Source organism: Sorangium sp. So ce375 (assembly GCF_051473855.1).
GTDB lineage: Bacteria > Myxococcota_A > Polyangia > Polyangiales > Polyangiaceae > Sorangium.
Genome location: NZ_CP150335.1, coordinates 6,709,183 through 6,730,931, shown reverse-complemented (window position 1 = coordinate 6,730,931; position 21,749 = coordinate 6,709,183). Strand labels below are relative to the sequence as shown.

Here is a 21,749-nt window from a genome sequence, read left to right as displayed (position 1 = left end):
CGGCGCCCGCGGCTCACTTCGCCTCCTTGGGCGCCTCCTTCTTCTCGGCCGGCGCGGCGGGCTTGTCGCCCTTGGCCGCCTTGTCGCCCTTGGTCGCCTTGTCGGCCGAGGCCTTCCCGGCCTTGTCATCCCCGGCCGCCTCCTTCGCCGCGTCTCCGACGCCGAGCAGCTCGACGTCGAAGACCAGCGTCGCCTTGGCCGGGATCTTCGGCGGGCTTCCCGCGTCGCCGTAGGCCAGGCGGGAGGGGATCGTGAGCTTGCGCTTGCCGCCCACCTTCATCCCGGCCACGCCCTGGTCCCAGCCCTTGATGACCTCCGACGCGCCGAGCGTGAACTCGAACGGCTCGCGGCCGACGGACGAGTCGAACTCGGCGTTGTTCTTGAGCAGGCGCCCCGTGTAGTGGACGCGGACCTTGTCGCCGTCCTTCGCCTCCGGGCCGGTGCCCACGACGGTGTCTTCCTTGATGAGATCGGCGGGCTCCGGCTCGGCGGGCTTCACCGTCGGTATGGCGCTGCCCGGCGGCAGATCCGGCTCGGGGACCTTCTCCTCGCAGCCCGCGACCGGGCCGAGGAGGACAGCGCAGGAGATGGCGAGGACGATTCGCAGAGGCTTCATGGCGCCCCCTCTTACGCACCCGGCGCGCGGCGATCAACGGTCACCCGACCCGCCCGGGGCTTCCCGGCCGTCCGGGTTTCCGTTGCAGCGCTCCGGTCCGCGCGGTTAGGGTGCGGCCACCTTGGCTCGCGCGTTCTCCGTCGCTGCCCTGGCGATCGCCGAGGGGGGCGCCAATGCCGTTGGCGCAGTGCGCTTCACCTGCGCCGAGGCGGAGCTCGAGGTCGAGCTGGTCCGCGTCGCCGGCTACGCCGAGGGGTTCGCCCTGGGCGCCGTGGCGGCGCCGGTCCGCTTCGGGGTGCCCTACACCGCGATCCGCGGCCTCTTCCGGCGCGGCAAGGCGCTCTGCGTGGCGCTCGATCCGTCCGCGTGCTCGCCGCACAACTGCTTCGTCCTCGCTCGCTTCGAGGGCGATCTCCCCGGTGTGCCGGGCGTGACCTCGCCGGCGGCGATGGAGGCGATGGAGAACGCCTACCGCGCGCGCCTCCGCGCCCGCATGGCGAGCTGGATCGCGCCGGCGCCGCTCGGCGTGCTCGCGGCCGCCCTGTCCCCCGACTATCTGGCGAGCGGCCCGCTCGGGACCGCGTCGCTCGCGTGCCTCGTCGCGCTCGCGACCTGGCTCGCGCTGCGCTTCGTCGCCCGGCTCGCGACCTGGGGAGGGCCGCCCTCGGACCGCCTGCGCGACGCGCTCGTGGCGGAGATGTCGCATCGCATGGGCTTCGCGGCGGAGCGGCTCGCGACTTCGTCCCCCGGCTCATCGGCGGCGCCTGTGTTCGCGCCCCGCCCGGCGCCGCTCGGCGAGCGGCCCGCCCCCCCGCGGCGTGGCGTCGAGGAGGGGATCGACGCGCTCCCGCTCCGGGCCCGTGTGCTCGTGCCCGTGGCGCTCGCGGTGATCGGCATCGTGGCGACGATGGCGTTCGTGCAGCGGTTCGCGGCGCCCCGCGAGCAGCCGCTGGCCGAGCGGCAGGCGACGCGCGGCGTCGGGCAGGCGACCCGGGGAGCCACCGCCGCGCTCCTCGCGAGCGAGGTCCGGGAGCGCGCCGAGCCGTCGTTCCCGCACTGCCTCTGCGATCGCGCCGACTCGCCGCTCTGGCGGGCGGGGGTGCCGATCCTCAGCCTGCTCGGATCGACCGGGCCGGACGACGGCGCCGGGGTGATCGCGCCGATCCTCCGGCAGGACCGCGCGGACGATGCGGGGAGCGAGGCCGGCGAGGGGCAGGGTGAGGCCAGCGTGGAGCCGGGCGACGCCGGCGCGGGGCCGGGCGAAGCCGGGAGGGACGCGGGCGCGCCGCGGCCGGCGCGCGGCCGCTACGACTTCGAGCTCGCGGTCGTCAACAACAGCGGCGCGCCCGTCAGCAACTTCCGCGTGCTGCTCACGTTCGCGCGGCGCGATCGCCGCGGCGAGCGCGCCGGCATCACCGAGCGCGGGCTGTTCTGGGAAGGCGCGCTCGCGCCGGGGCGCGCAGTGAAGTGGCACGTCGAGGCGCCCGGGACGGAGGTGAAGATCGAGCCCGGCGTCACGGGGATGCTCGACGGCGAGACCGGGGTGGCGTCTCCCGACGCGTTCTTCCAGCTGACGCGCGCGCGCTACCGCGTGGTGCGCATCCATGCGGCGATGATGCTCGCCTGGCACCGCGACCCGCGCGCCCGGGACGCGCTCGTGTCGCTCCTGCCCGCCGCGCCCGCGGAGGAGGCGATGCTCGACCGGATCCGGCGCGCGACGGCCGACGTCATCCCGTGCTCGGTCGCGGTGAAGGAGGGGCGGCTGCGGGCGTGCCTCTTCAACGGCGGCGTGGCTCCGGTGCGGGGCGTCACGCTGCGCGAGGCCGCGGCGGGCGACGGCGGCGCGCCGCGCTCCTGGCCCATTGCGGCGACCCTGCCGGTGCACGAGGGGGTGGAGGTGAGCCTGCCCCTCGAGGGGAGCGCGGCGCCGGAGGAGCTCGAGGTGGTCCCGCAGGGCCGATGAGCCGATGATGGGGGGATGAGGAGAGGCCTTGGGGCTGCGCTCGCCCTGATCGCCCCGCTCGCTGCCGCGCTGGCGCTGCTCGCGGTGGCCCGCGAGGCCGCCGCGTGGGAGCCGCTCGATCTGGAGGTCGTCCCCCGCTGGCGCGAGCTGCCGGTCCGCTATCACATCAACGGGGGGACGATCCCTGGGCCGCTCTCCAGCTTCGCCGCCGCCAGCATCGAGGCTGGCTTCGCGGCCTGGTCGAGCCCCGGATGCACGGCGTGGGAGGTCGAGCGCCTCGGCGACACGGGCGACGGTTACGACTTCGACGACGGCAAGAGCGTGTTCCTCTGGATCAGCGACAGCTGGCCTGGCGAACTCGGGCAAGCCGACTCGGTCATCGCCGTCACGATGCCGGTCTGGGATCCCTACGGCGTCATCGGCGAGGCCGACATGATCTTCAACAACGTCGGCTTTTGCTGGAACGACACGGGCGAGGGGGATTGCGTCGATGTGCGATCGATCGCCACGCACGAAGAAGGGCATTTCCTTGGCCTGGGCCACACGAACGTGCGCGGCGCGACGATGCTGGGGTTCTACCCGGGCGGCACGTCGGCGCGCACGCTCGAGGACGATGACATCGAAGGGGTTTGCGCCCTCTACCCGATCGGCGGGACGACCGTCGCGAGCTCGGGCGGCGGCTCCGGCGCGGGCTCGACGGCGGCCTCGGGCGGATCGGGGGGCGCCGGGTCGGGGGGCGAGGACGGGCCGAAGAGCGGCGGCGTGGAGGAGGCCGAGGGCGACGCTGGCTGCTCCTGTTCGGGCGCTGGCCTGCCTCCGGGGGCTTCCGGCGCCCTGCCGATGACGGCGCTCGGCGCGCTGCTGGCGTGCCGGCGCCGGCGGCAGCGCCAGCCCCCGCGGGAGCAGCAGGAATCGGGCGGGGCAGGAGAGGGCGCCCCCTGTGTTGTCGCGTGGACGGGCGCGCTTTACAACCCAGCGCAACCGGGGCAAACGTGCCGCCATGCCCGAGCCGAGCACCGCAGGTTTCGACGCGGAGGTCGCGCGTGCCCTCCGCTCCCTTGAGGCCGACAGCTCCGTTCCCGCCCTCGATCCGCTCGGCGATCCTGTCGGGGCGGCGCGCGCCCTCTCGGCGGAGGGCGGCGGCGTGCCGGTGCTCCTCCGCGTGGCGCCCGAGCTCGGCGCGCCGCCGGGGGACGTGAGCACGGGCTTCGGTCCGGCGCCGCGCGACCCCCTATGGCTCCGGATCGAGCGCGGAGCGAGCGCCCTCCGGCTCGCGCCGCTGAGGCTTGCGGGCTCCCGGCAAGCGCGAACCGAGATGGGCGCCGCGGGGGCCGGTGCGGGGAGGGGCGGGGAGGGGACGGCCGAGCTGCGCGAGGCGGTGGGCGTCGAGGTGATGTCGGCGCGGCGCCCGTGCTGCGGCGCCCCCACGTGCGCGCGCGAGCGGACCTACGTTGCCGCCTGGCTCGTGCTCGCCGCGCCCGCGTCCGCACGCGCCACGGCGGTGCGGCGCCTGCTCGTCGCCGAGGCGCAGGATCTCGAGGCTGCGCCGGCGGAGGCCCTCGTCGAGGCGGTGGCAGCGCCGCTCGCGGCCGCGCTGCGCGTCCCGCTGGAGACGGCGCGGGGGACGGAGCCGCCCGACGCCATCGCGCCGCGGCCCCTCCCGGAGCTTGAGCCGGCGCTTCCGTCAGCGCTGCCGGCTGCCGCGCTGTCGCGGTTCGCGATCCGGAGCGAGGGGGACCTCCTCGTCTTGCGGGACCACGCCAGCCACGGCCCGCGCGGCTCCGCGGCCCGCAACGCGCTCATCGGCGCCGCGCTGCTGATCGCCGCGCTCGTGCTCTGGATCCAGGTCATGCGGAGCGTCTCAGCGGGCGACAGCGGCATCGCCGTCGGCGTCGGCAGCGCCGCCGCGCTGCTCTCGCTCGCGGGTTATGCGTTCCTTGGCGTCGCCAGGTTCTCGTCCCGTTATGCGGCGCGCTCCGCCCCGATCGTGTCGTTCGGCCCGGGCCGCTTCGTCGTCGCCCCCTGGGTGAGCCGCACCGGCGCCATCGACCTGCGCCCGGAGGGTCGGCTCGGGGCCGCCATCTCCGCCGGGGAGGTCCGCGGCATCCGCGTGCACCCCCGCGGCGACCGGTTCGCGGTCGAGATCGAGACCGACCATGGGCCCATCGACGCCCTGCTCGCCGAGCGGGAGGACGTCGCGCGCTACTGGCGGGACGCGATGGATCGCGCGGTTGCCTCGGTGCGCCACGCTGGCGGCCCGTCCGCCAAGCAGCGCCTCCGAGCCAGGGCCCAGGCGCAGCAGGCTCCCGCGGCGGGCTGAACCTTCCTGGCGATCGCCGCCCGCGGGGGGGCGAAACGAAAAGGGGCGTCCCGGTGTGGCGCCTCTCGAACGTCGGCTCGGCTCGCCCTCAACCTGGGTCGGATGCCCTGATGCCCTCCCTCAACCCGGGTTGGACGCCCTCGCGTCCTCAACCTGGGTCGGATGCCCTCCGGGCCGGACGCCCTCATCGTTCTCACTCAACCTCAACCTGGGTCGGATGCCCTCCGGGCTCCTGGATGCCCTCCGGGCTCCTCAATTCCCCTTGTGCACCGCTTCTTCTCATGCGATGAACACGTTCAGTGAACGCGTTCACTCAGAAGCCCGGCCGGCGCGACGCCCAGAAAGACGCGACGCGCGCCCGGATCCTCGAGGCGGCGCGCGACCACTTCGAGCGCCACGGCTTCGAGGCTGCCAACGTCCGCGCCATCGCCGCGGACGCGGGCGTCGCCGCCGGCACCGTCCTCCTCCACTTCGCCGACAAGCGCGACCTGCTCCACGCCGCCCTGTTCGACGACCTCGCCGCCACCGCGGCCGAGGCCATCTGCGACGAGGAGCCCGGCTCCCTCGAGCAGCGGCTCCACCGGCTCGGCGCTGCCTTCTTCGCGTACTACGCCCGCCGGCCCGCGCTCTCGAAGACGCTCCTCCGCGACGCGCTGTTCGCCGACCCGCCCTGGCAGGCGCGCTTCACCGAGCAGGTCGCCGCCGTGCACGGCCGCGTCGTCGAGCTCTTCAACGCCGCCCGCGCGCAGGGAGAGGTCGCCGACGACGCCGACCCCGCGCTCTTCGGCGTCGCCTTCTTCTCCTTCTACTACTTCGCGCTGATCGCGTGGGCCCAGGGCGCGCACCCGTCGCCCATCGCCCTGCTCGATCGGCTCGTCGCTCAGCACCTCTGCGGCCTCCGCCCCGCAGCCAACGTCAGGAGGGCTCGATGACGTCATCCATCATGTTCCGCAGTCCAGAGGCGCGCGCGCGCATCGCGGCGTGGTTCGACAGGTTCCACGACAAGCTCCCGGTCCCGACCCGATCGCGCGAGGTCTCGACCCGCTTCGGCGCCACGCACGTCCTCGTCGCCGGCCCCGAGAGCGCCCCGCCGCTCGTCTGCCTGCACGGCGCGCTCGCCAGCTCCGCGCACCTCCTGCCCGAGCTGGCCCCGCTCCTCACGCGTTACCGCGTCCACGTCGTCGACGTCATCGGCCAGTCCGTCAAGAGCGCCGACGTCCGCCTGCCGATCGACGGGCCTGCCTACGCCGAGTGGCTCACCGACGTCCTCGACGCGCTCGGCCTCGCGCGCACCCACCTCCTCGGCGTGAGCTGGGGAGGCTTCGCGGCCCTGCGCATGGCCCAGGTCGCGCCCGCCCGCATCGACAGGCTCGTCCTCATCGTGCCGGCGGCCCTGGTGTCGGGCTCGGCGTGGCAAGGCCTCACGCGCATCGCGATCCCGATGGCCCTCTACCGCGCCTTCCCCTCGGAAGAGCGCCTCGCGCGCCTCGTCTCCGGGCTGTTCTCCACGCACGACGACATGTGGTGCGCGTACTTCGGCGACGCCGTGCGAAGCTACCGGCTCGATTTCCGGCCGCCGCCGCTCGCCACGCCCGCGTCCCTCGCCGGGTTCACGCGCCCCGCGCTCGTGTTCGGCGCCGACGACGACGTGAGCTTCCCCGGCGCGAAGCTGCTCGCCCGCGCGAAGGAGCTCCTCCCGCGCGCCGAGACCGAGCTGCTCGAGGGGTGCCGCCACTCGCCCCCCACCGACGACGCCTTCCGCGCGCGCCTCTGCGACCGGATCTCGCGCTTCCTCGGGGGCGACGCCGCGCGTGACATCGCCGACGTCGCGCCGCCCCGCACGTCGCCCGGGCTCGTCACGCCGGTCGCCTGATCCTCCGCCGCGCTCCCCCCGGCGAGCGCCCCTCAGTGCCCCGACACGTCGTCGACCTGCCCGAACGCCTCGATGAGGCGCTCGCGTGCCCGCGCCGACAGCGGGGGCGCCTCGATCGAACGCACGTTCTCCAGGAGGTGCGCCACGCTGCTCGTCCCCGACAGGATCACGTGCGCCCCGGGCTCGTCCCTGCAGAAGCGGTACGCCGCGTCCGGGAGCGACGCGACGGCCTCCCCTTCCAGGAGCCGGTCCAGCCCGTCGCCGCCGAGCTCGGGCGACACCTTGCCCCTCGCCGCCAGGTCGGCGAGCAGCTCCCGGAGCCGCTCGGGCCGGCTCAGCGCGCGCCGCACCGCGAACATGATCAGCGTCCCGATGTCCTTCGCGCGCGTCAGCGGGAACACCCGCTCCCGCGCCGACTGGTTCAGGAGGTTGAACCCGACCATCACGACGTCCCAGAGATCGTCGCGGAGCGCCTGCTCGAGCATCGCGTGCGTCGGATCCACGGCGAACGCCTCCGTGATGCCGAGGAACCGGATCTTGCCCTGCTCGCGCAGGCGCAGCAGCACGGGGACGATCCGCTCGCGCAGATCGGCGTACTGGTGCGGCAGCACCCCGTGCAGATGGTAGACGTCGACGTGATCCGTGCCGAGCCGCTCGAGGCTCGCGTGCAGCGACGACACAACGTCCTCCGGCCGGAGCGGCGCCTCCAGGCGCGTCGTCTTCTTCGTCGAGAGCACCACCCGATCGCGCGGCACCTCGCGGAGCGCCTTGCCGATGAGCCCCTCGGTCCCGTACGCCTCCGCCGTGTCGATGAAGCTCACGCCGCGCTCGATGGCCGCACGGACGAGCCGCAGCGACTCCGCCTCGGCGATGCGCCCGGACCCGAGCCGGCTGTCTCCGCCCGCGCCCAGGCCGAGCACGCTGACCGCGAGGCCGGTTCGACCCAGAATGACTCGATTCACGATCGTCCTCTCTCTCGATTCCCGGTGAGCTTCATGGCGCCCCGTCGCGACGCGCGCCCGTGCGCGGCGCGTGAGCTCACTCCTTCGGGGCGACCTTCCACGACGTGAAGCGCCGCTCGACGCGCATGAGCAGGTGATTGAACGTCAGCCCGAGCGCCGTGATCGTCAAGATGCCGACATACATGCTCGGTATCTGGAAGTTGTATTGCGCGTAGATGATCAGGTATCCGAGCCCCGCCTTGGCGCCGATCATCTCCGCCGCGACGAGGACGAGCAGCGAGTACGCGCCCGCCAGGCGGATGCCCACGAAGATCGTCGGGACCGCGGCCGGCAGGATGACCTTGCGGAACAGCTGGAGCGGCGACAGCCCCATCGTGCGCGCCGACTTGATGAGCAGCGGATCGACCCCGCGCACCCCGCTGATCGTGTTGAGCAGGATCGGCCAGGTGCACGAGTAGATGACGAGCGCGACCTTCGACGCCTCCCCGATCCCGAGCAGCAGCAGGAACACGGGCAGGAGCGCGAGCGCCGCGGTGTTGCGCAGCACCTCGAGCAGCGGGTTGAGCGCGTCCGCAACGCCCTTGTACCACCCGATCGCGAGCCCGAGCGGCACGCCCACCGAGATCGCCAGCGTGAAGCCGATGAGCGAGCGCGACAGGCTCGCCTTGATGTGGCTCAGCAGCTGCCCGTTCTGGAGGAGCTGCCACCCGGTCGCCAGCACCTCGGAGAGCGGCGGCAGGAACGCCCCCTCCACGAGGCCCACCCGCGGCGCCGTCTCCCACAGGGCGGCGACCGCGAGCAGGATCCCGGAGCGCGCGACGGCGCGGCCGAGCCACCGCGCCGCCTCGCCCGCGAGGTGCCCTTGCTGCGCCTCTCCTTGCAGCGGGATCGATTGCTCCAGGCTAGCCATTGACCGCCACCACGCCCGCCACGGGGCGGCTCTCCGCCGCGCGCTTCTGCCGCTTGCTCCGCTCCTGCTCCTCGGCCTTCAGCACCTCTTCTCTCAGCAGCGTCCAGATCTCGTGCCGCAGCCTGCCGAACTCCGGAGTCGACCGCGCGTCCTCGTAGCCCCGGATCTCCTCCGGAATATCGATGATCCGCTTCACGCGGCCGGGCCGGGACGTCATGATCGCGACCCGCTGCCCGAGGAACACCGCCTCGTCGATGCTGTGCGTGATGAACAGGATCGTCTTGCGCGACTTCTCCCAGATCCGGAGCAACTCGGCCTGCAGCGACTCGCGCGTCTGCGCGTCCAGCGCCGCGAACGGCTCGTCCATCATCAGCACCTCCGGGTCGTAGGCGAGGCTCCTCGCGATGGCCACACGCTGCTTCATCCCGCCCGACAGCTCGTGCGGATACCGGTCCTCGAAGCCCGAGAGGCTGACGAGATCCAGGTAGCTCTGCGCGATCTCCTTGCGCCGGCTCTCCGGGATGCCCTTGGCCTCGAGCCCGAACTCGACGTTCTCGCGCGCCGTCCTCCACGGGAACAGCGCGTATTGCTGGAACACGATCCCTCGATCGAGGGCCGGGCCCGTGATCGGCTCGCCGTCGAGCAGGAGCTTGCCGCTGCACGGCTTCGACAGGCCGCCGAGCAGATCGATGAGCGTCGACTTGCCGCACCCGCTCGGCCCGACGAGGACCATCAGCTCGCCGGCCCTCACGTCGAGGCAGAGGTCCTCGATGGCCGTGAACCGCGCCCCCTCCTTGGCCCCCGCCGGCCCCTTCACGGCGAATGTCTTGCTCACGTTGTGGAACTGGATCTTGTTGCTCATCGCTCCTCCTGCTCCCGAACCTCGACGAGGGTGGGGCCCCTTCAAGGACCGCCCTTCCAAAACGGGTTGAACTCGTTCGTGTACAGCTTGCTCCGCTGCACCTGTCCGTGCGCGAGCTCGCCGTCCCTCACCAGCCAGTCGATCCACACATGGAACTCGCACTCGGCGATGAGCCCCCCTTGCCGGCCACACCCGTGCTCCGCCAGTGCTTCAGCGCCGATGCGTCCTCGTTCTCGGAGGGGAAGGGGCGGCCGTCGGAGGTGGGACGAAGAGGTCCGAACGCGTTCCCAAGATCGAGCCCATCCAGCATAAGACGACCGAAAATCCCGCAATCCGGCGCGCACCGTCGCACCGCGACGGGCCCATTCAGGCGCGGTCGTGGAGCGCATCCTCGACCGTTCCGGAGGCGCTGAGCACGCGGCGTACCAAGTGTGCGCCGGCTTCTTAGACGCAAATCCGCTATAGCAGATGGCGGTCTGCTGCTGGAGCAGCAGGCGCTTGCTCCGCGGGTGCTGCTACAGCAGCAGTGGATCCGTCCGAGTGGGCCATGGCGGTCCGTGGAGATTTCAACGAGGACGAAACGCAATTATTTCGACCAGCGGGAAACGCCCAGGGTAGATTTCCACCCATGACCGTTGCCACCTCTTCGTGGGGAGAAGTCGAGGCCGAAAAATTCGCGGGCAAGCGCGCGCAGCTCGTCGACCGCGCGCCGCTCGCGATCGTCCAGTACGGCAAGGATCTCACGATCGAGGACTGGAACGGCGCGGCCGAGCGCCTGCTCGGTCGCGCGCGGGAGGAGGCGCTCGGCCGGCGTGTGGACGAGCTGTTGCCGGCGTCGGGCGACCCCGACGCGTGGCGCGGGCTCCTCGCGGCGGACGGGGCGTCCTCGCGGGTGTGGAGCCACCTCCGGAAGGACGGCGGCGTGGTGAGCGTCGAGTGGCACCACGACCGCATCCTCGACGAGCACGGAGCGGTCGTCGGCGTCGGCGTGTTCGGGCACGACGTCACGGAGCGCATCGAGCAGACCCGCCGTCACCATCAGAGAGAGGTGATCCTGCAGGCCATCACGCAGTCGCTCCCGATCATCGTCTGGGCCATCGACCGCGAGGGGATCTTCACGTGCCACGAGGGCAAGGCGCTCGAGGGCATCGGGCTCCAGCAGGGCTCCCACATCGGCAAGAACGTGTTCGACCTCTACGCGAGCAACCCGCACGGGTGCGAGGTGCTGCGGCGGGCGCTCGCGGGCGAAGGGAGCCATTCGGAGTCGTTGACGCACGGAGTCTTCTGGGAAAACTGGGAGATCCCCATGCGCGACGAGCGGGGCGAGGTGGCCTCGGTCGTCGGCTTCACCCTCGATATCAGCAAGCCGAAGAACACGGAGCAGGAGCTACGGGCCAGGCTGGAGCTCATCGAGCGGCAACAGCGGGTCATCCGCGACCTGTCGACTCCCATCATCCAGGTGTGGGAAGGCGTGCTGACCCTGCCGATGATCGGCGTGCTCGACAGCGCCAGGACGGCGGAGGTGATGGATACCCTGCTCGAGGCGATCGTCCGCACGGGCGCGCGCTTCGCCATCCTCGACCTCACCGGCGTCGAATTGGTCGACACGAAGACCGCGAGCTACCTCCTCGATCTCGTCGGCGCGATCCGGCTGCTCGGCGCCGAGGGCATCGTCACGGGCATCCGGTCGAACGTCGCCCAGACGATCGTCAGCCTCGGGCTCGATCTGGCCAACATCACCACCCTCGGGAACCTCCGGGCGGCGCTCCAGTACTGTATCCGTCAGATGAGCAAGGAGCGCGCGGCCGGCGCGACGCAGGCTCCGCGTTAGCGTGCCGCCCCGCGGCGCGCGCCGGGGCCGCGTGAGGGCCGCTAGAGAGCGGCCCCCTGTCGGCTCTCGCGCGATCGCCTCGCTGGATCACGGCTTGCGCGCCGTCGGCTTCGCCGTCCCCGCCGGCCCCATCGCCGTCGCCAGGGCATCGACGACGACGCGGACCGCGGCTCGCGCGGGCGCCGCGTAGACCGCGAAGCTGGCGCGCTTCGAGGCGCCGTACTCCGGCAGCACGCGCCGCAGCGCGCCGCTCTCGAGCTGATCGTGAACGACGTAGTCGGGGAGGTTCGCCAGGCCGAGGCCGGCGACCGCGGCGTCGCGCAGCGTCACCGTGTCGCTGGTGCGGAACGTGCCGCTCACCGGGATGACGCGCTCCCCCTCGGGGCCCACGAGCGTCCACCGGGCGACAGGCTCCAGGTTGAGCGTGATGCAGTCGTGATCGGCCAGGTCCTCGAGGCGGCGCGGCGTCCCGTGGCGCCGCAGGTACCGCGGGCTCGCGCAGAGCACGCGCAGGTCGTCGGCGAGCCGCCGCGCGACCAGCGAGGCAGGGGAGATCTCGGCGGCGAGGCGCACCGCCACGTCGACGCGCTCGGCCACCAGATCGACGATGCGATCGGTCAGATCGAGATCGATCCGGAGCTCCGGGTACTTCGCGCGACACGCCAGCACGGCGGGCGCGACGCGGATCGTGCCGAGGACCGTGGGCGCCGAGATGCGCAGCGTGCCGCGCGGCGTGCCGTCGAGATCCGCGACCGCGCGCCGCGCCTCCTCGATGTCCGAGAGGATCCGGCCTGCGCGCTCGGCGTACAGGTGCCCGGCTTCCGTGAGGCTCACGCGGCGCGTGGTGCGCCGGAGGAGCTGCGCGCCGAGGCGCTCCTCCAGCCGCGCGACCTGCTTGCTGACCGATGACGACGTGAGCCCGAGCGCCCTCGCCGCCGCCGAGAAGCTCTGCCGCCGCGCGACCTCGAGGAACGCCCTCATCTCGTCCAGGTGACCGCCCAGCGGATCCATTCGATTCGTTCCTTCCGCGACGCAATCCTCGTCGGCCGACCAGGATTATCACGCGCCTGCTCCAGATCTAGCTTTCTGGAGCGCGAGGCGATCGCCTCGCCGTGAAGGAGGGATCCATGCTCACGCAGGCTCGCGGGCGCAGGGGTATCGCGCTGCTGCTCTTTATCTTGGTCTCTGCCCTGACCGCGGACCGGCTCGCGGCGTTGCCCGCGGCAGCGGGCGGGCCGACCACGCTGCGGAGGCTGTACGGCCTCGGGCAGGTCGATCGGCTCCACCGGGCGCGCACGGCGCTCGTGCTCGTCGATTTCCAGGAAGAGTTCTTCTCGGGCGGGCTCAAGCTGCCGGGCGCGCGCGCGGCGCTGGAGAACGCGACTCGGCTCCTCCGCTGGGCCCGGGAGAGCGGGATCACGGTGGCGCACGTGCGGAACGTCGGAGCGAAGGGCGCCCGGCTCTTCGCCGCGGACAGCCCGCGCGCGGACTTCGCGCCCGGGGCGCGGCCGCTCGACGGAGAGCTCGTGGTCACGAAATCGATGGCCGGCGGCTTCACGAGGACCGATCTCGACGATCAGCTCCGCCGCCGCGGCGTGGACACGATCATCGTGAGCGGCCTCATGACCCACCTCGCGGTCGACTCGACGGTGCGGGACGGGCTCGTGCTCGGCTACCGTGTCGTGCTCCCGAGCGACGCGTCGGCGAGCCGCGATCTACCGGCCGTCGAGGGCGCACGGGGCGCGCTCCTGCTCGACCACCGGACCGTGCACGAGGTCTCGCTCGCTGCGCTGGCCGATCGCTTCGCCGACGTGCTGCCGACGGAGGCCGTCGTTGCGCTTCCGCTCCACGACGCCGAGAGGTGAGCCCTGGCGACCCGTGGGCGGCGGCTCACGCCACCCGATCGATCGCGCCCTCCACGCCCTCTTGCTTGCTACAGTGTGCGCAGCAGTAGAACGCCCCCTCGGCCTCGATGCCGTGCCCCACGATCCGGCAGGCGCAATGGGCGCACACGGGCGCGAGCTTGTGAATCGCGCACTCGAAGCAATCGAAGGTGTAGCTCGTGCCGCCCACCATGATTTGAAAGGCCTTGTCGTAGGTGTTGCCGCAGCAATCACACGTGTTCATGGAAACCTCTCGACGGTTAGGGGATGACGTTGCGCCGCGCCCCGCGCGCGGCCGGCCCTCGCGATCACGCCGGGCTCCTTCGGCGGTTGCCCTGGCGCCGGCGGGTCTTCGATCTCCGGAGAGCGCTCTCCGGGCGCCGGCGGAGGGGGCGGGGGATCCCGACGCGCCGGCTCGCCCGGATCGGGATCGCGCCGCGGGGGCTCGCTCGGCGCAGGATCCCGCACCGGCGGTCCTCGTCCGGGATCGCCGGCGGGCGGAGGGCTGGGCGTTCCTCGGGACGGGGGCGCATTCACCGGCATGGACGGTTCTTTCCTTGCGCGTCCTTGGCTGAGCTCGTGTTGACGCGGCGCAAACAAGGCTGCATGAACCGCGCCACGAGCGCTCCCGAGCGGAGCGCCTCGACAGCGCGACGTGCTGCGCTCGCGCGGCCCTCGTACGCGCCCGCCGCGGGCTTCCACGGCGCGCATTCCTGTCACACTGAGGCGCGGCTGCATGGCAGGGGCCGGCGCGGCGAGCCGCCAGCGCGCCTCCAACGCACCTTCTCTCAACGGGCGCTCGCGCGGCGAGGTGCCGTCCCGAGCGCGCCCGTGCGTCGGATCGGGCCCGGCGTGCGGCCGCGAGCGAACCGGATGGGCCCGCCGGTCGGCCGTCAGCGCTTCACTTCGGGAGGACGTTAAGGATCTGCCTGAGCGCCTTGGTGAGGCTCTCGGCTTCCAGCACGTCGGGCAGCACAAGCACGCCGAGCACGCTGAGGCCGATGCCCATCAGCGAGCCTCCGGCGATGACGCCCGCGCAGATGGCCTCGGTGTTCTCCGCGGCGAGCGCGTACCAGGGCCGCGCGGGCGGCGCGTCGGTGCGCCCGCCGGGCGCCGTCTCGCTGAGCCGCGCCTCCTGCTCGCGCTTCTTGCTCCAGAGCGCGGCGCGCCGCTCGAGCAGCCAGAAGAGGAACGAGCCGAGGAACATCGACCAGATATCGGTGAAGTTGAGGATGAACGCGAGCCCCAGGGCGACCGCGGAGAGGGGGAATCGGTTCTTCGTGACCTGCCTCGTGACCTCGACAAGGATCCCGACGATCGCCCCGACCACGACCGCGGACTTGGCCGTCGGGTGGAGGAAGTCGAGCCCCTTCATCAGCACCTCGGCGACGGCCTTCCAGGTGAGCGCGCTCGGGACCGGCAGCCTCTCCGTGCCGTAGCGGCCGATGTCTCCCTGGATGAGCACGAGGTACCAGACGGGCACCGAGAGCACGAGCCCCGCGACCGTCCCGAGCACGTGCCCCATCGCCTGGTGGCGCGGCTTGCCGCCGAGCATGTAGCCCGGCTTGATATCCATCAGCAGGTTCGCCGTGTTGCTCGCCACCTCGGCGGTGACCCCGGCCGTCATCAGGTTCGTCGTGATGTTCTTCGGCGCGAGGACGCCGTACGTGAGCTGCGTCAGCTTGCCGAGCGCCCCGGTCGGGGTGATCGCCGTGATGCCCGTCGAGTTGACGGCGATGAGCGAGAAGATGAAGACGAGCGGGATCGCGAGCGCCCCGAGCCACCAGGAGATCCCGAACCAGAGCTGCCCGAGCACCACGACCACCACGCCGACGACGGGTATGCCGATGATCGACAGCTTCACCGGAAGCTCGATGTCCGCGAGCACGTCGGTCGCCCCGCCCTTCTTGGCGAGGCCCTTGAACGCGTCGAGTATCACCTTGGGCTTGGAGAAGAAGGCGTAGAGAGAGGAGGTCGTCATGCACGCGACGCCGCCCCACAGCGCCCAGAGGGTGATCGCCCCGAACCCGAAGTGCCCGTTCTTCGGCAGGATGATCCCGCGCTCGATCAGGATCGGGGCGAGGATCCAGTAGTTGAGGATCCCGCCGAGGAGGAGCGACACGCCGGTCCGGATGCCCATCAGGCCGCCCGTGGCGACGAAGATGATGCTCGTCTCGAAGCGGATCGTGAGCTCGTTCAGGGGGGTGCCGCGGATGGCCGGCGACAGGCCCCAGCGCTTGAGCAGATCGGCGAAGCGCCCGCCATAGAGCAGCTCGTCGTAATAATGAGGGATGTTCCTTAGCGCGAAGAGCGCGCGCATCACCTTGTCGTCGCGGAGGAGCTCGAGCGCGGCGCTCAGGAGGCCGCCGCCGAGGAGGAGCTTCGCCTTGAAGAGGCCTTCCTTCTCGTCGCTCTCGTGGAGCGCGTCCATGACGACGCCTGCGGCCATCCCCTCGGGGAAGGGCAGCTGCTCGTCATTGATGAAGCGCTTCTTCATCGGGAAGGCGAAGAGCACGCCGAGGATGGCGAGGACGAACATCCAGATCATCGCCTGGCCCATGGGGATGATCGTCGTCGTGACCATCGAGTAGGCCGCGAGGCTCGTGAAGAGCGGCGCGTTCATGTACCCGGCCGACGTCGCGATGGACTGCATCGCGTTGTTCTCGAGCACGGTCATGTCGCTGCCGAGGCCGAACCTGGAGAGCACCTTGAAGAGCCCGAAGGCCAGGATCACGCTCGTGATCCCGACCCCGAGCGACCAGCCGGTGCGCGCGCCGATGTACAGGTTCGTGAGCGACAGGAACGCCCCGAGGAGCATACCCGTGATCGCCGAGCGCCACGTCAGCTGGGGCATGTTGCCGCGGTAGACGTTCTTCAGCCACCATGTGTCCTTCTCTTCGAGCGACATGGTGTGGACCTGCTCTGGCGTGAGCTGTTTGATGGCCATCGCGCGGCGACCTCCTCGCACCTTGTACCATGGTGGGCGACGCGCCGTGCGCCCCTTCGGCGAGCGCCAGAGGCGTAGATTTCGCCGATTTCCCGTTCACTGCATCGCCCGCGCGCTCGCCGTCGATGCCCGGCGAGCGATGGTGTGACGGAATTGCCGGCCCCGTGTCACGAGGCTCTCTGGCGCTCTAGCGGCGCTGCCGCTGCTCGGCGAACGCCGCCGCGGCCTCCGCCTCCGCCTGGACGGCGATGTCGTCCGGCTGCGGGAGCGCCTGAACCGCGGGGAACCGCGCGCCGAACACGCCGGCGTCCACGCGGACCGGATCCACGCGCTCGCTCGTGGTCCGCGCGTCGAGCTCGACGATCCGGTTCACCGTGCGCTGCATGGCGATGGCGACGAACAGCCAGACGATCGGGCCGGCCAGGAGCTGTATGTACGGGATGACGCTCGCCACGCACGCCGCGATGACCAGGCCGCGCGGCACGCCGTCGGGCATGCCCCGCAGGCGGCACTGCAGGTTCACGCGATCACAGAGCCGGAGGCCGTTCCAGAAGATCCAGTAGTAGTTGAAGTACGGGGCGAAGTGCAGGGCGATGGCCTTTCCCACGGAGGGATCATCGCGCTCGGCCTGGGGCAGCCGGGCGTGCATCGCGTTGAAGCGGATGAACGACGCGATTCCGAACGTCACGACGTGCAATAGCGCCGTGGCCCACACCGGAAACGCCTCGAGCTGGTGCCGCGCGAGCGCGACCCGCTCGCCGGTGCCCAGCCCGGCCACGCCGCCGCGATACGCGTTGGAGGCGGCGGATCGCCCGATGCGCTGCGCCAGCAGAGCGTGGCGCATGGCCTCGTTCTGTTGGCGCAGGCGCTCGTTCTCGGCTTCCACGTCGTCGAGCTTGTCGGCGAGGGCGTCTCGATCGGAACGGAACACGGGACAAGTATAGCGCCGCGCCCTGGCTCAGCAGGCTAGAGCGACAAACGGGCTGAAACCGCCGGATGTGAGCGGAATTTCGAGCCGCGGAGGCGCCAAGAGCGCCAAGAGGAGAGGGAGAGGGGAAGGGCCATCCGGGCTTCCCCCTCTGCTCCCTGGTCTCTTGGCGCTCTCAGTCGCTGTCTCGGCCGCTCCCCGCGAATCCGTCCTCCCGGCGCGCGAAGAGGACGTTGAACGTGGTGAGCGTCCCGTAACAGCCCGTGATGTAGGCCTGGAGCTGGACCTTCTCCGCGTCGCTCAGCCCCTCGTGCGCGTTGATCTTCTGCTCCAGCACGCGCAGCTTGTCGCGGAGCATCACGATCTTGTGGAAGAACACGTCGAGCGGGATGCGCTTCTCGGCCGTGCCCTCCTTCCCGGGCCGGAGCACGATCTCCCCGCCTTCCCAGCGGCCGCCCATCTCCGCGCGGCCGACGCCGAGCTCCTCGGACAGCACCTCGCGCAGCACACGGCGGAACTCGTCGATATCCATGTCGATGTCGATCTCCCTTGGCAGCGGCGAACGGAGGGGCTGCGGCGCCGCGCTCGGCTGGCGCTCCGGCGACGGGGCGCGCTCGGGCGCCCGCGGCCTGACGCCGGAGCCGCGCGGCTGGCCCGCCGCCCTGGGCGGCGGGGGCGGCGGGGGCGCGCCCTTGGCGCGGTAGCGGGCGCACGTCGCGGTCGCCTTGATCGGCGGCGGGTACACCTCGAGGGCACACTCGCCGACGCGGCCGCGCGCTGGATCGTCGTGCGCCCGGGTGAATGCTGCGCAGCTGCCGCACCGACCCGCGTAATCGTTCACTGCGGCGGGACTGTACCAGCTTTGCGGCTCTCGGGGAGCGCCTTGTCGACGCGCCGAGGAGCCAGCCAGCGACGCCGCCATCCGGCCCGGATGCCCGCGCTCGCCTGTCGCAGCGAGGGCGAGCCCACCGCAATTCGGCTACCATGGCTCGCCGTGCGTGCCCCGGCCCTGCTCTCCGCCCTCGTCTCCGCCGCCGCCCTCGCCGCCTGCGCCGTCGAGCCGCCGCCTCGCGCGCCGGCGCCCCCGGCCGCCGCGCCGTCGCCGCCAGCCGCCGCGCCCTCGCCCGCCGTCGGGGCAGAGCCGTCGGCCGCGCGGCCGCCGCTCGAGTTCATCCACGACGACGTGCCTCGGGCGCGCGAGAAGGCCCGGGCCGAGGGCAAGGCGCTGTTCGTCGACGCGTGGGCGCCGTGGTGCCACACGTGCCTGAGCATGAAGCACTACGTGCTGACCGATCCGTCGCTGCGCCCGTTCGCCGATCGGGTGGTGTTCGCGGACGTCGACACGGATCGACCCGAGAGCGCGCCGTTCCTGGAGCGGCACGAGGTGACGGTGTGGCCGACGTTCTTCCTCCTCGATCCGGCGGGCGGCGAGGTGATCGGGCTCTGGCGCGGCGCCGCCTCGGTCGAGGAGCTGCGCGAGCTGATCCGCGAGGCGCTGCTCGCGATGGACTCCCAGGCCGCGTCGGCGCTGCCCGCGGACGATCCGAACCGCCTGCTGGTCGAGGCGAAGCGGGCCCACAGCGCCGGTGACCACGCCGCGGCGGCGTCCGCCTACCGGCGCGCCCTGGCGCGGGGCGGAGAGGCCTGGCCGCGGCGCAGCGAGGCGCTGCTCGGCCTCCTGTCGGCGCTCTACCGCAAGAAGGACGCCGCGGCGTGCGTGGAGCTCGGCAGCGCGCACGTCGGCGAGGTGAAGGGCGCGGCGCTGCCCGCCGATTTCGCGAGCGTCCTGCTCTCCTGCGCGGCCGCGCTCCCCGACGGCAAGGCCCAGCGGGCCGCGCGCGAGGCGGCGGTCGCGCGGCTGCGGTCGATCGTCGCGAGCCCGCCCGCGGACGCGAGCGCGGACGACAGGGCCGACGCGTGGGGCCTGCTCGCCGAGGGGCTCGAGGCGCTCGGCGACGCGGCCGGGGCCCGCGCCGCGAGCGAGTCGAAGCTCGCCGTGCTGGAGCGGGCCGCGAAGGAGGCGAAGACGCCCGAGGCGGCCGCGGCGTACGACTACGGGCGCGCCATAGCGTACGTCGCGCTCGGCCGCGGCGAGGAGGCGGTCGCGATGCTCTCGCAGCGCGAGGCGCAGATGCCCGCGTCGTACGAGCCGCCCGCGCGGCTCGCGCAGGTGCTCCACGCGATGGGCCGCGAGGCGGACGCGCTCGCCGCGGTGGAGCGCGCCATCGGCCGCGCCTATGGCCCGCGCCGGCTGCGGTACCTGAAGCTCCGCGCCGAGATCCAGCAGCGGCTCGGCCGAAGCGCGGAGCAGATCGCGACGCTGCGCGAGGAGGTGGCCGGCTACGAGGCGCTCCCGAAGGGCCAAGCGAGCCAGGCGGCGCTGGACGACGCGCGGCGGCGGCTCGCCGAGGCAGAGAAGGCCCAGCGCGGCGGCGGTGTGAAGAAGCGCTGAAGGCGGCGTCCGACGCCCGCGCCGCGCGCCCGGGCGGCGGCCGATCCGACGTCCAGACCTCGACGTGGACCGCGCTCATCGCGTTGCGCCTCGTGGGCCCCTGCGGCTACCGGCACCCCTCGTCGACAACCACGCCGGTCGCGCGGAGCTGGGCGGTCGCGGGCTCCTCCGGGAACGTGACGGTGATGTCGACGTCGACGGTGCACGGCACGGCAGTTCCCGACGAGAGATCCATCGTCAGGACCCCGGTGGCGCCCGTCGCGAGCACGCTTTCTCCAGCAGGCCTCGTGGTGCTCGGCGCGCAGTCGGCCGCCCCCTTGCTCATCACGATGCGCGACACGTTCCAGCTCTCCGGGCGGGTGACGATCTCGAGGCCCGGCCCTGGCTCGACAGGCGCGTCGGCGTAGAGGATCACGCACCGGTCCGCCTCCGGCTCGCCCTTGTAGAGGGTGAGGTGATCGAGCCCGCCGGGCCAGAAGGTCGCGGTGTAGGTGCCGACCTCGGGCTTGCCACACGAGGTGCCCTCCAAGACATCCACGCCGGCCTGCTGCGCAGCGCACGCATTGCAATAGAACTGGTGATCGCACCCGCAGACGCCCGGGCAGTCCTTTGGGCAGCCCCCGGGCAGGGGCAAACACCGGCCTTCGGTGTCGAACGTTCCGCACGAGTCGTCGGGGAAGTCGCAGAACTCCTCTGCGCTGCAGATGCCGCCGCTTCGCCCTCCGCAGGCGAGAGGTGTCCCGCCGCTCGAGGTCGAGCTGGCGGAGCCGCCAGCACCGCCGGAGCTGCCGCTGTCGCCGGTGTCGCCAGCGCTGCCGGTGCCGCCGCTGCCGGTGCTGTCGCTGCCGGTGCTGTCGCTGCCGGGCGGCATATCGACCGTGCCGCCGCAGAGGTTGCGAAAGTCATCGGCGCCGCCGCTGCTCGACGGGATCTCGACCGTGCCGCCGCAGGCGGCGAGAAAAAGCCCGAAGAGAAGTGACGATAGGCGTGCGTGGCTCATGTGCGCAGTATGCCACGCTCGGCCGCCCGCCAAGAGAGCCCCTGCCGTTCAGCGGAACGAAGCGGGGCTCGCGAAGCTCGTGAAGGAAAGACATGCCAAGGTGCCAGAAGGCGCCAAGCGGAAATTCCAATCTTGGTAGCTTCCGACGTCCTCACGGTTCCCCTGTTCGCCGCCTGCTCTACAGCGTCGGCAGCACGCCGCGGTCCCGGCCGAGCGGGAACGCCGTCTCGAGGCGGGCGACGTCCTCGTTGCTGAGGCGCAGATCGCCCGCGGCCGCGTTGTCGAGCGCGTGCGCGGCGCTCGCGGCCTTGGGGATCACGAACGTCGGCTGGCGGCGGAGCAGGAAGCGCAGCGCGATCTGCCGTGGCGTCACGTGATGGGCGGCGGCGATGGACGCGAGCACCCTGCCCGCCGTGCTGCCCGGCGCCGGGAACCGGCCCGAGCCGAACGGGCTGTAGGCGACGACGGCGATGCCGTGCCGCTCGCAGAGCGGCAGCACCCGGTGCTCGATCGACCGCTCGAGCAGGTGATAGAGCACCTGGTTGCAGGCGATCTCGCGCGCTCCGGCGATGGCGATCGCCTTCGAGAGCTCCGCCTGATCGAAGTTGCTGACGCCGAAATACCGGATCTTGCCCTGGGCCCTCAGATCCTTGAAGGCGCGGAACGTCTCCTCGAGCGGGTGCTGCCCGGGCCAGTGGAGGAGATAGAGGTCGAGCCGATCGGTGCGGAGCTGCTCCAGGCTGCGCTCGCACGCGGCGATCGTGCCGGAGTAGCTCGCGTTGCTGGGCAGCACCTTGGAGGCGAGGAACACCTCGTCGCGGCGGCCGGCGATCGCCTTGCCGACGAGCGCCTCGACCGCGCCCGAGCCGTACATCTCCGCCGTGTCGATGTGCGTCATGCCCGCGTCGATCCCCCGCCGGATGGCGTCGATGCAGGCCGCCTCATCGTCTATTTCCATCTGCCAGGTGCCCTGTCCGACGACCGGAATCGCGACGCCAGTAGAACCGAGTACGCGCTGCTCCATGATGAACCTCCGCTCCATCCCGAGAGGACAGCATGCGGCTCCCCCCCCTCGCTCGAGGCGACCCTCCGCCCCGGGTGGGATCGCTGAGTTCACCGCGAAAAGCAAGCCCGAGCGCGCCCTAACGGGCTGAGCCCGGCGGTTCGCGACGTCGGTCGCCGGCGCCCTGTCCGTGGAAAAT

At 72.1% G+C, this 21,749-nt stretch carries 19 protein-coding genes; 8 read left to right on the top strand and 11 right to left on the bottom strand.

All coding sequences use genetic code 11. The features are described 5' to 3' along the window. Positions 1 to 13: 13 nt before the first annotated feature. On the bottom strand, positions 14 to 616 hold the full coding sequence (locus tag WME90_RS24895) for an FKBP-type peptidyl-prolyl cis-trans isomerase (protein WP_437274475.1): 603 nt from the start codon (positions 614 to 616) through the stop codon (positions 14 to 16). Positions 617 to 737: 121 nt separating this feature from the next. Here WME90_RS24895 and WME90_RS24890 point away from each other — a divergent pair, with 121 nt between their 5' ends. The 5 genes from WME90_RS24890 (at position 738) to WME90_RS24870 (ending at position 6,772) form a co-directional block, all read left to right on the top strand. Beyond that, positions 738 to 2,579, top strand: coding sequence for a hypothetical protein (locus tag WME90_RS24890; protein WP_437274474.1), 1,842 nt, complete (start codon positions 738 to 740; stop codon positions 2,577 to 2,579). Between the two features lie 15 nt (positions 2,580 to 2,594). Continuing rightward, positions 2,595 to 3,641, top strand: a complete 1,047-nt coding sequence (locus tag WME90_RS24885; RefSeq protein ID WP_437274473.1) for a matrixin family metalloprotease — start codon at positions 2,595 to 2,597, stop codon at positions 3,639 to 3,641. Next, on the top strand, positions 3,580 to 4,899 hold the full coding sequence (locus WME90_RS24880) for a hypothetical protein (RefSeq protein ID WP_437274472.1): 1,320 nt from the start codon (positions 3,580 to 3,582) through the stop codon (positions 4,897 to 4,899). Before WME90_RS24885 ends, WME90_RS24880 begins: the two co-directional genes overlap by 62 nt. Positions 4,900 to 5,198: 299 nt before the next feature. After that, a complete protein-coding gene (locus WME90_RS24875) occupies positions 5,199 to 5,831 on the top strand; it encodes a TetR/AcrR family transcriptional regulator (RefSeq protein ID WP_437274471.1) in 633 nt (210 codons plus the stop codon). Next, entirely contained in the window at positions 5,828 to 6,772 is a 945-nt protein-coding gene (locus WME90_RS24870; RefSeq protein ID WP_437274470.1) for an alpha/beta fold hydrolase, read from the top strand. Before WME90_RS24875 ends, WME90_RS24870 begins: the two co-directional genes overlap by 4 nt. A 32-nt stretch (positions 6,773 to 6,804) precedes the next feature. Here WME90_RS24870 and WME90_RS24865 read toward each other — a convergent pair whose 3' ends face one another. The 3 genes from WME90_RS24865 to WME90_RS24855 all read right to left on the bottom strand — a co-directional run bounded on the left by WME90_RS24865 (position 6,805) and on the right by WME90_RS24855 (position 9,506). Then, positions 6,805 to 7,734 carry an aldo/keto reductase gene (locus WME90_RS24865; RefSeq protein ID WP_437274469.1) on the bottom strand — a complete coding sequence of 310 codons (930 nt, stop codon included), beginning with the start codon at positions 7,732 to 7,734 and terminating at the stop codon, positions 6,805 to 6,807. Between the two features lie 76 nt (positions 7,735 to 7,810). Further along, positions 7,811 to 8,644 carry an ABC transporter permease gene (locus WME90_RS24860; protein ID WP_437274468.1) on the bottom strand — a complete coding sequence of 278 codons (834 nt, stop codon included), beginning with the start codon at positions 8,642 to 8,644 and terminating at the stop codon, positions 7,811 to 7,813. After that, positions 8,637 to 9,506 carry an ABC transporter ATP-binding protein gene (locus WME90_RS24855; protein WP_437274467.1) on the bottom strand — a complete coding sequence of 290 codons (870 nt, stop codon included), beginning with the start codon at positions 9,504 to 9,506 and terminating at the stop codon, positions 8,637 to 8,639. Before WME90_RS24855 ends, WME90_RS24860 begins: the two co-directional genes overlap by 8 nt. A 628-nt stretch (positions 9,507 to 10,134) precedes the next feature. Between WME90_RS24855 and WME90_RS24850 the strand changes: the two genes are divergently transcribed. After that, a complete protein-coding gene (locus tag WME90_RS24850) occupies positions 10,135 to 11,337 on the top strand; it encodes a PAS domain S-box protein (RefSeq protein WP_437274466.1) in 1,203 nt (400 codons plus the stop codon). An 87-nt stretch (positions 11,338 to 11,424) separates the two neighbouring features. Here WME90_RS24850 and WME90_RS24845 read toward each other — a convergent pair whose 3' ends face one another. Further along, on the bottom strand, positions 11,425 to 12,348 hold the full coding sequence (locus WME90_RS24845; RefSeq protein WP_437274465.1) for a LysR substrate-binding domain-containing protein: 924 nt from the start codon (positions 12,346 to 12,348) through the stop codon (positions 11,425 to 11,427). 116 nt (positions 12,349 to 12,464) lie between these two features. On the opposite strand from WME90_RS24845, the gene WME90_RS24840 reads away from it, so the two are divergent. Next, the gene (locus WME90_RS24840; RefSeq protein ID WP_437274464.1) at positions 12,465 to 13,202 is read left to right on the top strand and encodes a cysteine hydrolase family protein; all 738 of its coding nucleotides are present in this window, start codon (positions 12,465 to 12,467) and stop codon (positions 13,200 to 13,202) included. 25 nt (positions 13,203 to 13,227) lie between these two features. Here WME90_RS24840 and WME90_RS24835 read toward each other — a convergent pair whose 3' ends face one another. The 4 genes from WME90_RS24835 to WME90_RS24820 form a co-directional block, all read right to left on the bottom strand. Continuing rightward, the gene (locus tag WME90_RS24835; RefSeq protein WP_437274463.1) at positions 13,228 to 13,464 is read right to left on the bottom strand and encodes a hypothetical protein; all 237 of its coding nucleotides are present in this window, start codon (positions 13,462 to 13,464) and stop codon (positions 13,228 to 13,230) included. A gap of 657 nt (positions 13,465 to 14,121) precedes the next feature. After that, the gene (locus WME90_RS24830) at positions 14,122 to 16,167 is read right to left on the bottom strand and encodes an OPT family oligopeptide transporter (RefSeq protein WP_437274462.1); all 2,046 of its coding nucleotides are present in this window, start codon (positions 16,165 to 16,167) and stop codon (positions 14,122 to 14,124) included. A 187-nt stretch (positions 16,168 to 16,354) separates the two neighbouring features. Beyond that, complete coding sequence (locus WME90_RS24825; protein ID WP_437274461.1) at positions 16,355 to 17,098, bottom strand: hypothetical protein; 744 nt, start codon at positions 17,096 to 17,098, stop codon at positions 16,355 to 16,357. 172 nt (positions 17,099 to 17,270) lie between these two features. Then, on the bottom strand, positions 17,271 to 17,936 hold the full coding sequence (locus WME90_RS24820; RefSeq protein WP_437274460.1) for a hypothetical protein: 666 nt from the start codon (positions 17,934 to 17,936) through the stop codon (positions 17,271 to 17,273). Positions 17,937 to 18,089: 153 nt separating this feature from the next. On the opposite strand from WME90_RS24820, the gene WME90_RS24815 reads away from it, so the two are divergent. Beyond that, a complete protein-coding gene (locus WME90_RS24815) occupies positions 18,090 to 19,547 on the top strand; it encodes a thioredoxin family protein (protein WP_437274459.1) in 1,458 nt (485 codons plus the stop codon). A 106-nt stretch (positions 19,548 to 19,653) separates the two neighbouring features. Here WME90_RS24815 and WME90_RS24810 read toward each other — a convergent pair whose 3' ends face one another. After that, the gene (locus WME90_RS24810; RefSeq protein WP_437274458.1) at positions 19,654 to 20,547 is read right to left on the bottom strand and encodes a hypothetical protein; all 894 of its coding nucleotides are present in this window, start codon (positions 20,545 to 20,547) and stop codon (positions 19,654 to 19,656) included. Between the two features lie 178 nt (positions 20,548 to 20,725). Beyond that, complete coding sequence (locus WME90_RS24805; protein ID WP_437274457.1) at positions 20,726 to 21,571, bottom strand: aldo/keto reductase; 846 nt, start codon at positions 21,569 to 21,571, stop codon at positions 20,726 to 20,728. Positions 21,572 to 21,749 lie beyond the last annotated feature (178 nt).